A 12050-nucleotide genomic window follows, 5' to 3' on the forward strand; every position below is an offset into this window, starting at 1 on the left:
TGCTCCCGGATCGATGCCGCCAAGCGCTTTTGATTTGCCGCGAAGCGCTCATATATGCGAAGCGTGGCGGATCTCAGCGCAAAATCTCCCTAATTTCCTACCACGCCATCACACGGCATTGCCAAGGTCATTCCCTGGCAATGATCTGAAGATTATTCTCTTTGATCCCGAGCAGCAATTCGCCCTGCAAAATTCCGAGCAATTCCTTGCCGGCCATGCTGTATCGCCATCCGTGCAGTAACGGGCAGTCGCCATCGTCGTTATTGAACAGCAAGGCTTCCAAGTCTTTTCGGGTGGCGAGGATGTTCGGATTCAAGGCGTTCTCTTCGGCCCTGATCCTGACGATTGCGGTCAACAGGTCAACGATCGCTTCCTGCTGCTGGGTTTTCTTGACGGGGCGGCCATCCTCATGCAGGGGAATCGGCGGACGGTTTTTCGCCGCGCCGATGATCTTGCACAAGGCGGCGCCATAACGGTTGACTGTGCGTTCGTTGATGCCGCGGACTTGTGCCAGCTCTCCCACCGTTTCCGGTTGAAGTTTCGCGATATCGAACAACAGTTCATCGCGGATCAGCCAGCCTTTCGGGCGGTTTTCGCTTTGCGCGGTGCTTTCGCGCCATTCGGCGAGAGCCTGGATGATCGAAAGTTGCTTGCCGGTCAGTTTGTTTTTGCCCTTGATTTTATGCCAGGCGTGCTCCGGCACGACTTCGTAAAGCCCCGGATTGGACAGTTCGGCAAAATCCAGCTGCAGCCAATCGAGACGCCCCAATGCACTCAGCTTGTCGAGCATGATTTGATAGATTTTGCACAGATAAATCACATCGTCTGCGGCATATTGGATTTCCGCTTCGGTGAGCGGGCGTTTACTCCAATCCGCGCGCGTGTGGGCCTTGTTCAGGTTCACGTTCAACAGGTGCGAGACCAGCATCGCATAGCCCGGATTGTCCTGGTAACCCAGTAAAGGCGCCGCGACTTGCGTGTCAAAGATCGGCGAGGGCAGTTTTCCGGTCAATTGATAAAATATTTCCAGATCCTGGCGGCTGGAATGCAGCACCTTGATGAGGTCGGGGTTGTATAAGACCTCAAAAAGTTCGTCGAGTTGGGTGAGGGCGATTGGGTCGATGCAAGCCACCCAGTCAGGCGTGGCGATCTGTAATAAGCAGAACTTCGGATAATAGGTTTTCTCGCGTAAAAACTCGGTATCGAGTGCGATCCATGGAGCCGATTTGATGCGCGCGCAAATTTCAGAAAGTTTTGCGGGGGTGTCGATGTATTCAATGGCAGTTGTATTCACGTGTCGAACCTTAAATTGAGGCGGCCGCCCATAAAGATCGTTGCAATAAGAACGGGATCATGGTCTTGCGCCGGAGAATTGAGCCGGATGCGCTGGTTTAATCGTTTTCATATTCGCAGAGAAGCGCCGAGGAAATGCGCGCGAGCCAACGAAAGCGATTCAATTTTTACCGGAAAAGCCGGCCGCTTCGGACTGTGGTTTGGCGCTCTGCTGACGATGGCGTCCATAACGCGAATTGCCGCGCTTTTTGGGGCGCCGGTTTTTTACCCGCCGAATATCCAGGGCTTGGCGATTGATCTCGACCGCTTTTAAATGTTGAAAGATGTCCGGCGGCATTTCATCGGGCAATTCGATCAGCGTGTAAAAGTCCTGAATGTCGATATTGGCGATATTGTTTTTATCGACCCCCGATTCTTCCACCAAGACTTTTTTGATTTCTTCGGCCGTGACTTGATGTTGACGGCCGACATCGAGCCGATAACGGACCATTTTTATCGTTTGCGGTATGGCTTGCCGAAGTGCGCCGGCCCCCCGCTGCGCTTGGGCGGGAGGAATGGCGGCGGCCTGAGATCTCGCCGGGTTTTGCAGTAAAAACAGCAGGGCAGCGGCGCAGTCCAAGGGATCGGCCCCCAGGCTTGCGCTGAGATTCTTCAGATGGGCTCTTTGGCCGCCGAGATCCTCGCTGTTGATGATCTGTTGTATTTGGCCATCCAAGCCTGTTGATAGGCTGGGTTTATCGGTATTGTTCATCCTGGAAATGAGCGCTCGGGTGGACTATTCAAGTCAATGTCAGCAAAAAATGGCGGCGGAATCAGGCGTCAGGTTTGGATTAGAGCCTGTCTTCAAATATTTCGACATAGGCTTCATCACGAATACGGCGCAGCCAGAGTTCGGTTTCTTCTTCGATTTTCCGTTTGCGTATCGCCTCCCGGGCCATATTTTTTTGGTGTTCGTTGCTATTGTCTTTGGTTTCGCGATCGAGCACCTGGATCAAGTGCCAACCGAATTGAGTCTGCACCGGGTCGCTGATTTGTTTGATCGCCAGTTCATTCATCGTATTTTCGAATTCTTTGACCAAGTCGCCTGGGCTCACCCTGCCCAGGGAGCCGCCTTTCAAGGCCGAGCCTTTATCGTCCGAGTGCGCGCGCGCGAGCGCGGCGAAGTCATCGCCATCGGTAATGCGCTCCTTCAACGCCAGCAAGCGTTTTTTGGCTTCATTATCGTCGATTAATTCGTTGGTTTTGATCAAAATGTGCCGAACTTCGGTTTTGGTGACCATGTGGTTTTCGCTGCCTTTCGACTCGAGCAGCTTGATCACATGAAAGCCGCTGGGGCTGCGTATCGGATCGGATACGGCGCCGACACTCATTTTTTTCGCGGTATCGGCAAAAATACTCGGGATATCGTTCAGGTTGCGCCAGCCCAGATCGCCGCCTGACAAAGCATTGTCATCGTCCGAGTTGCTGACCGCGGTATGGGTAAAATCCTGGCCTTCGCGCAGCTTGGCGACGATGTCATCGGCCTTGCTTTTGGCGGCCTGTATCTCCGCGGCGGAAGCGCCTTCTTTCAGGGCGATAAGAATGTGTCCTAAATGGTATTGTACCGAGTCGGAACCGACTTTGCCCTGGGTTTCGAGATAGTGTTCGACTTCCCGGTCGGTCACCTTGATGCGGGCGCCAATCTCGCGCGCGCGCAACTGATTGACCATGATTTCATTGCGCACATTATCCAGAAAGCTTTTATAGGCCATGCCTTGGCTGATCAGTTCGTTTCTGAACTCGTCAGGGCTCATATTGTTATTGCGCGCGATTTCGGTGACCGAACTGTTCAGCATTTCGTCGCTGACCGTGATGCCGGCTTTTTCGGCCAATTGCTTCTGCAGCCTGTCGACAATCAGTTTTTCGAGTACTTGGCGGCGCAGCGTGGACGCCGGCGGCATCTCGACATTGGAGGCGCGCATACGCTGCGCGATCATATCAGTTTCTTTTTCCAGTTCGTGTTCCAATACTACGTCTTCCTCGACGATCGCGACGATGTTGTCGAGCATTTCGGCGCGGGCGACATTGGCGCCAGCTAGCCAATGGAGCAGAAAAAAAGCAATAAAAAATTGTTTCATTACGGTGTGGTCAATTCATTTTGGCGGCTTTGATAGCCGAAAATACTTTGTTCTAAGAAGGTGTCGAGCCTTTCACCCAGGCCGGTCAAGCCTTTGAACTCAACCTGAAAGAAAACTCCGGATTGGCTGGTGCCTTCCGCTAGCTGCGTATTCGCGCTATTAACCGTATTGATATTGTTGATATAGCGGCGGCCGATCAGGCGGAAACGCCAGCAGCAATTCTCTTTTTCGACGCCGATAAAGGTTTCCTGCGTGTTGTTATAAAGCCATGAATATTGCCAGCGGCCGATCGCGTACCAGTTGTCGAGCAGAGGCCAGCGGAAGCTTACGTCGCTTTGCACTAGATCGTTGCTGTGCAGCACGGCCGGATCGGTCAGCGGATTATAATTATTATCGGCGGCGGACTGCTGCCAAATGTTTTGGTTTGCTATTAAGGTTCGTTCAACGAGATCGGTACGTCGATAATGGAAGCCCAGATTCAGAATCCTCTCGGACTCATCCACAAAATGGAGCACCGCTTTGCCTCTGACGATGTCATTGGTCTGTGGGTTCCACTGGATACCGGTTTCTCCGGACCAGTGCTCGGTAAATTCGCTGCTGAGTTCGGCAATCAGCGGCGACACACTGTCGGTTTCGGGAGGTGTTTCAAAGCCTTCCTCAGGGACCGTCACGAAATCAGGCAGGTTGCGAATCCTGATTGGCGCGGTCACTTCGCGGTCCTGGAAATAAAAAATCTGCCCGATGTTGAATTTCAATCTTTCACGGCCGCTTTCAGGATCGAGCAGGCGCGTCGTCAGTGCGGCGGTGATTTGATTGGCATCCTGGACCCTGTCGGTGCCGCTGAAACGGTTTTCACGGAACAGATTGCTGAACCATAAGTCGTAGTTCGAGGTATCAAACAAAGGAATATTTGTTTGGTCCTTTTTAGGGATGTATAAATAAAACAACCGCGGTTCGATCGTATGCTTCAAGGACGAGCCGGCGCTGCCGAGATCCCGTTCGAACGTCATGCCGCTGTCCATTGAAAAGATCGGCAAGGTGCGGGTGACAGCACCAGGCCAGTTTTTGGGGACATTATTAGGGTCCGTACTACTTTTTTCAGAGAGCTGATAATCTGTGTGCTGTAGTGAAACTTTGGGTGTTAAAAAGCCCCATTCGTTGTGCAGCGGCGAACTGATCGAAGGCTTGATATTTAAACGCTGGCCGTTGACAAGATTTTGATGTTGAAAATAGACGTATTCGCCATCCAGAGCCGCATTCAGCGGCATAAAATCGAAGGCGTGATTTAGGTCGAGATTGATTTGAGGCAGTCGCCGATAGGGACGTTTGTGGCCGGTCAATGTTTTATCGATCGTTTGATAATTCTCGAGACGGCCGACCAACGAAATACCTTTGCTTCTATCTCTGTAGCCCAAATCGGCCGTGCTTTTGATGTGACTGAAATTTGGAAAGCTCAGCGCGTTGCCGAGCTCACCGAAATATTCCTTGTCCGAAACATAATTCAGATCCAGATTCGAGCTGATGTACTGGCCGAACTGGCTGTTGTTTTTGAACGACCCCAGAAAACGCGAGATATGGCGCTCTTGGTCATTCGGTACAACTTCAAGCCCCAATTTGCTGTTCGAGTAGGGAGTCAATAGTCTGAAATCGCCGGCCAGCATCAAGCCCCGTTTCGTATAATAGCGCGGTTTAAAGGTGGCGTCATAGTTCGGCGCGATGTTCCAGTAATAAGGCACCGTAGCGTGGAAGCCGCCCAGTTGCGTATTGCCGTAGGAAGGCGCCAGGAAGCCCGATAAACGCCGGTTATCGACCGGGAAAGACAAATACGGCGAGTAAAAGACCGGCGTGCCTTTGAATTCGACCCAGGCATTTTTGGCGGCGCCTTTACCGGTGGCGTCGTTCACTTTCAGATCGGATGCATGCACGACCCAGTCCGTATTGCCCGGAGGACAGGTGGTGTAGGCGACGTCCTTGTAACGCGAAAGCGATTTGCTTTCCCGGTACGCGGCGGCGGCGCGGCCTCTGAGCGGCGCGGACGGATTGATGAACTGCACGTTTCTCAAGGTCGCCTGGTCTTGCGCCAGTTTTAGATTCGCGGAGTTACTGTAAATCGATAAATTGTCCTCGCTGTAATACACCTCGCCTTGCAGATCTAAGTTTTGCGAAACGCTGTCATACTGTGCGGTGTGTGACAGCGAGTGCTGGTCGGCGCGGGTAATTTCAACATTGCCCTCATAACTGCTGATTTCATTGTCGAAGACTTCGCCATAATTGGCATGTACATCCAGTGGCGACACGTCTCGCAAATGCCGGCCCGGCGTAAATCCGCCGGGGGCTCCCGGCTCGATGCTGCAATTTGCCCACGGATCGTATTTGAGCTGGGAGGCCAGTGAGCCGAATACCTGCTCCTGCTTTGCGTCGAATGCCGGATCGAGCAGGCTGAAGCCGTGTTTCTCGGCAGCGACGGTGCGCGGCTGGCCTTGCGGGTCGGGGCCGGTCAGGTTGCAATCCCAGTCCTGGCTGCCGTCTCCGGATTTACAGTGCCAGCCGGCCTGCCGGGTATCTTCCTGGCGCAGGTTTTCCTTAACGGCGATGGCCTTGTGCACGGTCGCTTGCACCGGAATCGGTTTTTCGGCGACCGGTTTCGGCTGAAGCTCAGGTTTGGCTTCGGCTGGGGTTTCCGGAATCGGCGCCGGCGCCGATTCGCTGGCGGCGGTTTCCTTCACTTCGGTCGGCGCAGGCGGCACCGGTGCGGGCTGCTGCGCTAAGGGCTCGTTGTTGGTGTTGGTGTTGGTGTCGGTGTTGGTGTCGGTGTCGGTGTCGGTGGAAGGCTGGGCTTTTTCGCCGGAGCAAACCCATTCCTTGCTGTTTTTGTCCTGATGGCAATTCCAGGCGGCGTCATCCGCAAAACCCGGAGTCTGCAGTAACGCGAAAAAAAACAGGATGAGCCAAAAATGCATGCGGTGTTGGGGTATCAGTAGCGAAACGTTTCGTAAATAGACTAAAATGCCAGACTGACATTTTACCTTAATTTACCTGCCCGTAATAAACTAATCTAACTGGATCATCATGATTGAAGATTTACGCATCTTAGGCCTGCTCGACTGGCTTCGGCATGACCTGTTGATGACGATAACCGGCTGCGAGCCGGCTTCCAGCGACGCCAGTTTTCGGCGCTATTTCAGAGTCAAGGGCCCCGAAGGTCAGTTTGTGGTGATGGACGCGCCGCCCGAGAAAGAAAACGTGGCGGCGTTCATCAGGGTCGATCATTTGCTGAAAGCGGCCGGCGTGCACGTGCCCGAGATCTTTGCGCAAAATCCCGAGGAAGGCTTTCTGCTGCTCGAAGACTTCGGCAGCGCCGATTTTCTGGGCCGGGTGACGGCGGAGAATGCCGGGGCGATGTATCAGGACGCGCTGGACAGTCTGTTCCGCTTGCAGACCGGGACGTCGATCGCATCCTGCGGTTTGCCAAGTTACGATCACGCGCTGTTGACGCGTGAGTTGGGTATTTTCGATGAGTGGTTCCTGGGGCAGTGGCTCGATATCGAGATGCCGTCCGGAATCCGCGGTCCGCTGCATGAGCACTTGATCGCCGCGGCGCTGGAGCAGCCGCAGCTCTGCGTGCATCGGGATTATCATTCGCGCAATCTGATGGCGCTGGACGCGGACTCGCCCGGCGTTCTCGATTTTCAGGATGCGGTGATAGGCCCGGTCACCTATGATCTGGTGTCTCTGCTGAGAGATTGCTATATCGCCTGGCCCGAGCAGCAGGTCGAAGACTGGATGAGCGGCTATTATCAACGGCTGCTCTCTGCGCAATTGATCGATTGCAGTCTTGAACAATTTCGGCGCTGGTTCGACTGGATGGGTATGCAGCGCCATCTGAAAGCGATCGGCATTTTTGCGCGCTTGAACCTGCGCGACGGCAAACCCGGCTATCTGAAAGATATTCCGCGCACCTTGAGCTATGTGCTTGCGCAGGCCAATGCCTATCCCGAGTTCGCCGAATTCGCCGAATTTTTGCGTGAGAAGGTATTGCCGTTGCCGGAGGTCGCCGCATGAAAGCGATGATACTGGCCGCCGGACGCGGCGAGCGGATGCGCCCGTTGACCGATCACACGCCGAAGCCCTTGTTAAAAGTGGCCGGCAAGGCCTTGATCGAGCATACCATCGCCCAATTGGTCGGCGCAGGATTTACCGAGATCGTGATCAATCATGCGCACCTCGGCGCGCAGATCGAAGCCGCGCTCGGCTACGGCGAGCGCTACGGCGCGCGCATCCGCTATTCGCCCGAGGGCGCGCAGGCGCTCGAAACCGCCGGCGGCATCATCCACGCGTTGCCGTTATTGGGCAAAGAGCCGTTTCTGGTCGTGAATGGCGATATTGCGACCGATTTTCCGTTTGAAACCTTGCATCAGGTGCCGGTCGATCTGGCGCATCTGATTCTGGTCGATAATCCGGAGCATCACGCCCAGGGCGATTTCGGCCTGGACGGCGAGGGGGGCGTGATCGAAAGCGGCAAAGAGACCTTTACCTTCAGCGGCATCGGAATTTACGATCCCGCCTTGTTTGGCGATACGCCGGCGGGCGTCAGCAAGCTCGGCCCGTTGCTGCGCTGGGCGATCGGCCGGCAGCGGGTTTCCGGGCAGAAATATGACGGGTTCTGGATGGATATTGGAACTCCAGAGCGCCTAGAGACTCTTGATATTTACTATTCCCAAACAGGAGCATCCTCATGAGCGATCATATCTACAAGAAAATCGAACTGACCGGTTCTTCCTCCGTCGGTTTGCAGGACGCGATCGAGAACGCGATTGCTCGCGCCTCGAAAACGATTCAGAACATGCGCTGGTTCGAAGTGGTCGAAACGCGCGGCCAAATCGAAAACGGCAAGATCGCGCATTGGCAGGTCACGATCAAGGTCGGCTTTGCGCTGAACGAATGAGTCCTCATTTGCTGAAGGCGATGTAACGCCGGTACGGCGAGTCCTGCTTCCAGGTGAAAGACTCGGTGTAATAGTGCATCAGGCCCAGGTAACCCAACAGGCCCAGGGTAACTGCTTTGCGGATCTCGATGCCGAACCAGTAGTTGGTAAGCAGGCTGACCAGTTGGTCGCCATAGGCTTGCAGCACGAAGGCGAGGCCGAAAGACAGCGCCGGCAACACGATGAAGCAGTGCACGTGCCAGCTTTTGGCCTGACGGTAGAGCCAGTTTTGCGGCTGTTGCTGGTGGCGGTTGTAATCGTGCGTCACATAAAAGAAATAGGCGGTCGCATCATGCACCAGCCGGGGCCCGAGAATCGCCAAAAAATAGTATTGCTGGATGAACAGATAATAACTGCTCAACACCAGCAAGGTATTGGACCACATAAACCATTTGCCGAATGCGGCCGATACCAGGCGTTGGCAGTACACGGTGCCGAGCGCGAGCAGCACGCACAAATTGCCGGCGATGAGTTTGATCCATTCGACTTGGTCCGGCGTCAGTCTCGCTTGCAGAAAGATGCCGAGATAAATCAACAGGCCCGCGCCGACGCTGAGTCCAAGCAAGCCATAGAAATGCGCAGCGGGTAGTTTGCACAGCCCTCGCGCCAGGCCATGCTGCTGCTTCAACACATGCAGGACGGTCCAGGCGGCGACCGCGACGTAAAAAACGGAGTAGGGCAGATACAGACTGCCGATGCCGAAGATGATTGCGAGCGCGAGCGTCATCCGGAAAATGCGGGGCTTATAAAGCTTCAAATAATCGCCGTTGCTGCACAACAGAATCGCGCTGGCGATGATGTGCGGCGTGCCGAACAAAATTTGATATAGCAAAAAATGCCCGGTGTTGCTGGGCAGATTTTCTTTCAGAAAATACTGCCAGAACCAGCCGTCGAACAACTGGAGCAGGATGCAGACCGGAATGATCAGATACAGCGCCAGAATCAGGCGAAACGAAACGGTTATCCGGGCTGGTGCTGAAAAATCTTGTGAGGAAACGGCTTGAGCAGACATAAAAAATGATCCCGCATTGATTTACATGATGGTGTATGAATTCCTTAAGGGCATGAAGCGTGTAAATTCACTCAAATGCAAAGTAGGGCGGGAATGGCGGCGGATCGATCCGGTCGGAATCGAGCGGCGCCATTCGCCGCAGCTACGTTTTATTAAGCACTGATTTAGGAGTGTATTTTATACCAAGCGGCCCCATAAATCGTAATCGTCGGCTTCTTCCAGTTCGACTTGCACCAAGTCACCGACTCTAAGGTGCGTGGCGCCGTCGATATAGACCTGGCCGTCGATTTCCGGCGCATCGGCCTTGCTGCGCGCGACCGCGCCTTCTTCGACCACTTCGTCGATCAAGACGGTCTCGATTCGGCCGATCCGTCGCTGCAGGCGGGCGGCGCTGATCTCGGCCTGATGCGCCATGAAACGGGCCAGACGTTCTTCTTTGACTGCTTCCGGCACCGCATTCGGCAAATCGTTGGCGGCCGCGCCCTTGACCGGCGAGTAAGCGAAACAGCCGACCCGGTCGAGTCGCGCCTCGGTCAAAAATTGCAAGAGTTCCTCGAACTCTTCCTCGGTTTCGCCCGGAAAGCCGACGATAAACGTGCTGCGCAAAGTGATGTCCGGACAAATCGCGCGCCAGGCCTTGATGCGCTCCAGATTGTTCTGGGTGGCCGCCGGGCGTTTCATCAGTTTCAGAATCCGGCTGTTCGCATGCTGGAACGGAATGTCCAGGTAAGGCAAAATTTTACCTTCGGCCATTAACGGAATTACTTCATCGACGTGCGGATAAGGATAGACATAGTGCATCCGTACCCAGATGCCGAGTTCGCCAAGCGCCTCGGCCAACTCGTAGAAACGGGTGCGCACCTGACGGCCTTTCCAGTCGAATTCCTGATATTTCAAATCCAGGCCGTAGGCGCTGGTGTCCTGCGAGACGATCAGCAGTTCCTTCACGCCGGCCAATGCCAGGCGCTCGGCTTCGCGCATCACGTCATCGATCGGTCGGCTGACCAGATCGCCGCGCATCGACGGGATGATGCAGAAGGTGCAGCGGTGATTGCAGCCTTCCGAGATCTTCAGATAGGCATAATGCCGCGGCGTCAGTTTGATGCCTTGCGGCGGCACCAGGCTGGTGAAGGGGTCGTGCGGCGGCGGCAGATATTCGTGCACCGAGGCGATCACTTCCTCGAGCGCATGCGCGCCGGTCACTTTCAAGACTTCGGGGTGCCTGGCGCGAATTTCGCTTTCCCGTGCGCCGAGACAGCCGGTCACGATCACCCGGCCGTTTTCGGCGAGCGCCTCGCCGATGCTGTCCAGCGATTCTTCGACCGCGGCGTCGATAAAGCCGCAGGTATTCACGACCACCAGATCGGCGTCTTTATAAGTGGGCGAAATCGTATAGCCTTCGGATCGCAGCTTGGTTAAAATCCGCTCGCTGTCGACCAGCGCTTTCGGGCAGCCCAAACTGATGAATCCAATATTTGGAGCAGTCATTCTTTTCTCATGAGTGTAAAACCTGCTTAGTTTATATGAGTGCGGGCGCGATTAAAAATTGAAAAGCTTGTTTTTTATTAAAAATGTGCGGAAGGCTGGTGGCCATCCGTTAAGCAAAGCCTGGTCAAAATGGCTTGGGACGGGGAGTCTGTGCGTATGTCCGATTTCTCATTAACGACGCGCTGGTTGATTCCGGCGTCGGTCGACGCGGTCTGGGATTGCCTGGTCGCGACCGAGAACTGGCCGTCCTGGTGGCCGTATGTCGCGCGGGTCGAAGAAACGGCGGCGGGCAATGCCTCGGGCGTCGACAATGTCAGGCGCTATCTCTGGCGCACCTGTCTGCCTTATAATCTGGCGATCGATTTACGGGTGACAAAGCTGCGGCCTTGCCAGTCTATCGCGGTCGAGGTTTCGGGCGATCTGATCGGCAACGGCGTTTGCTTGCTAAGCTGTCAGGACAATGAGACGGCGACCGAGCTGATCTTTGTCTGGGAGGTTTCGCTCGCCAAGCCGTGGATGAAGCGGGTGGCGGGCGCGGCGCGGCCGCTGTTTATATGGAATCACCAGCGGGTGATGAAAAGGGGAGAGCAGGGACTGATCCGCCATTTGGCAAGGCAGTGAGCGCCCTCTCGATACAGGGTCGGCAAACACTTTGGGAGCGGCGTTTTTGCCGCATCAAAACGAATGTTGCGATAAGCGTAAAATTTTAGTTGCCAAATATTTAAAAGTCTATATAATACGTCAAATCAATCGCGGGGTGGAGCAGCTTGGTAGCTCGTCGGGCTCATAACCCGAAGGTCGTAGGTTCAAATCCTGCCCCCGCTACCAAATAAAACAAGGACTTACAGTTCTTGAGTCTAGCTAATAATGCTTTTCGTGCACAATTTATGCACACTAAGAGAAGCATCTATGGCAACTATCAGAAAACTTCCTAGCGGTTCATGGCAAGCCCTTGTAAGACGCAAGGGAGAATCCGCAAAAACTCAAACATTCCCATCGAAAACATTAGCCCAACAGTGGGCTCGATCAGTCGAATCTCAAATTGACAAGGGAACCTATGTGGATCGTACCGAAGCTGAGAGCACGACATTAGGCGAACTGATCGACCGTTACTTATCAGAAATAACTCCTTCCTGTAAGGCTGCGCGTTTTTTGG

At 54.4% G+C, this 12050-nt stretch carries 10 protein-coding genes and 1 tRNA gene; 5 read left to right on the forward strand and 6 right to left on the reverse strand.

What is annotated here, in order from left to right; genetic code table 11:
• Nucleotides 1-127: 127 nt before the first annotated feature.
• The 4 genes from rnd to METLA_RS0100195 all read right to left on the reverse strand — a co-directional run bounded on the left by rnd (nt 128) and on the right by METLA_RS0100195 (nt 6370).
• Nucleotides 128-1294, reverse strand: a complete 1167-nt coding sequence (rnd, locus tag METLA_RS0100180) for a ribonuclease D (protein ID WP_024296626.1) — start codon at nt 1292-1294, stop codon at nt 128-130.
• Between the two features lie 159 nt (nt 1295-1453).
• A complete protein-coding gene (locus tag METLA_RS0100185) occupies nt 1454-2044 on the reverse strand; it encodes a DbpA RNA binding domain-containing protein (protein WP_024296627.1) in 591 nt (196 codons plus the stop codon).
• A gap of 79 nt (nt 2045-2123) precedes the next feature.
• Nucleotides 2124-3410, reverse strand: a complete 1287-nt coding sequence (locus tag METLA_RS0100190; protein WP_029646262.1) for a peptidylprolyl isomerase — start codon at nt 3408-3410, stop codon at nt 2124-2126.
• Entirely contained in the window at nt 3410-6370 is a 2961-nt protein-coding gene (locus METLA_RS0100195; protein WP_024296629.1) for an LPS-assembly protein LptD, read from the reverse strand. Before METLA_RS0100195 ends, METLA_RS0100190 begins: the two co-directional genes overlap by 1 nt.
• Before the next feature lie 109 nt (nt 6371-6479).
• On the opposite strand from METLA_RS0100195, the gene METLA_RS0100200 reads away from it, so the two are divergent.
• From METLA_RS0100200 to METLA_RS0100210, 3 genes are read left to right on the forward strand one after another with little or no spacing between them, the layout of a single operon-like run.
• Nucleotides 6480-7472, forward strand: coding sequence for an aminoglycoside phosphotransferase family protein (locus tag METLA_RS0100200; RefSeq protein WP_024296630.1), 993 nt, complete (start codon nt 6480-6482; stop codon nt 7470-7472).
• Nucleotides 7469-8149, forward strand: coding sequence for an N-acetylmuramate alpha-1-phosphate uridylyltransferase MurU (gene murU, locus METLA_RS0100205; protein ID WP_024296631.1), 681 nt, complete (start codon nt 7469-7471; stop codon nt 8147-8149). Before METLA_RS0100200 ends, murU begins: the two co-directional genes overlap by 4 nt.
• Nucleotides 8146-8355, forward strand: coding sequence for a dodecin (locus tag METLA_RS0100210; RefSeq protein ID WP_024296632.1), 210 nt, complete (start codon nt 8146-8148; stop codon nt 8353-8355). Before murU ends, METLA_RS0100210 begins: the two co-directional genes overlap by 4 nt.
• 4 nt (nt 8356-8359) lie before the next feature.
• On the opposite strand, the gene METLA_RS0100215 is transcribed toward METLA_RS0100210, so the two are convergent.
• Together METLA_RS0100215 and rimO are read right to left on the reverse strand one after the other, a co-directional pair.
• On the reverse strand, nt 8360-9406 hold the full coding sequence (locus METLA_RS0100215) for a hypothetical protein (RefSeq protein WP_024296633.1): 1047 nt from the start codon (nt 9404-9406) through the stop codon (nt 8360-8362).
• Nucleotides 9407-9583: 177 nt separating this feature from the next.
• Complete coding sequence (gene rimO / locus METLA_RS0100220) at nt 9584-10894, reverse strand: 30S ribosomal protein S12 methylthiotransferase RimO (protein WP_024296634.1); 1311 nt, start codon at nt 10892-10894, stop codon at nt 9584-9586.
• 156 nt (nt 10895-11050) lie between these two features.
• Here rimO and METLA_RS0100225 point away from each other — a divergent pair, with 156 nt between their 5' ends.
• Together METLA_RS0100225 and METLA_RS0100230 are read left to right on the forward strand one after the other, a co-directional pair.
• The gene (locus METLA_RS0100225) at nt 11051-11515 is read left to right on the forward strand and encodes an SRPBCC family protein (protein ID WP_024296635.1); all 465 of its coding nucleotides are present in this window, start codon (nt 11051-11053) and stop codon (nt 11513-11515) included.
• 130 nt (nt 11516-11645) lie between these two features.
• Nucleotides 11646-11722: transfer RNA gene (locus METLA_RS0100230), tRNA-Met, on the forward strand.
• Nucleotides 11723-12050: the final 328 nt, after the last annotated feature.

Source organism: Methylomicrobium lacus LW14, from assembly GCF_000527095.1.
Taxonomy (GTDB): domain Bacteria; phylum Pseudomonadota; class Gammaproteobacteria; order Methylococcales; family Methylomonadaceae; genus Methylomicrobium; species Methylomicrobium lacus.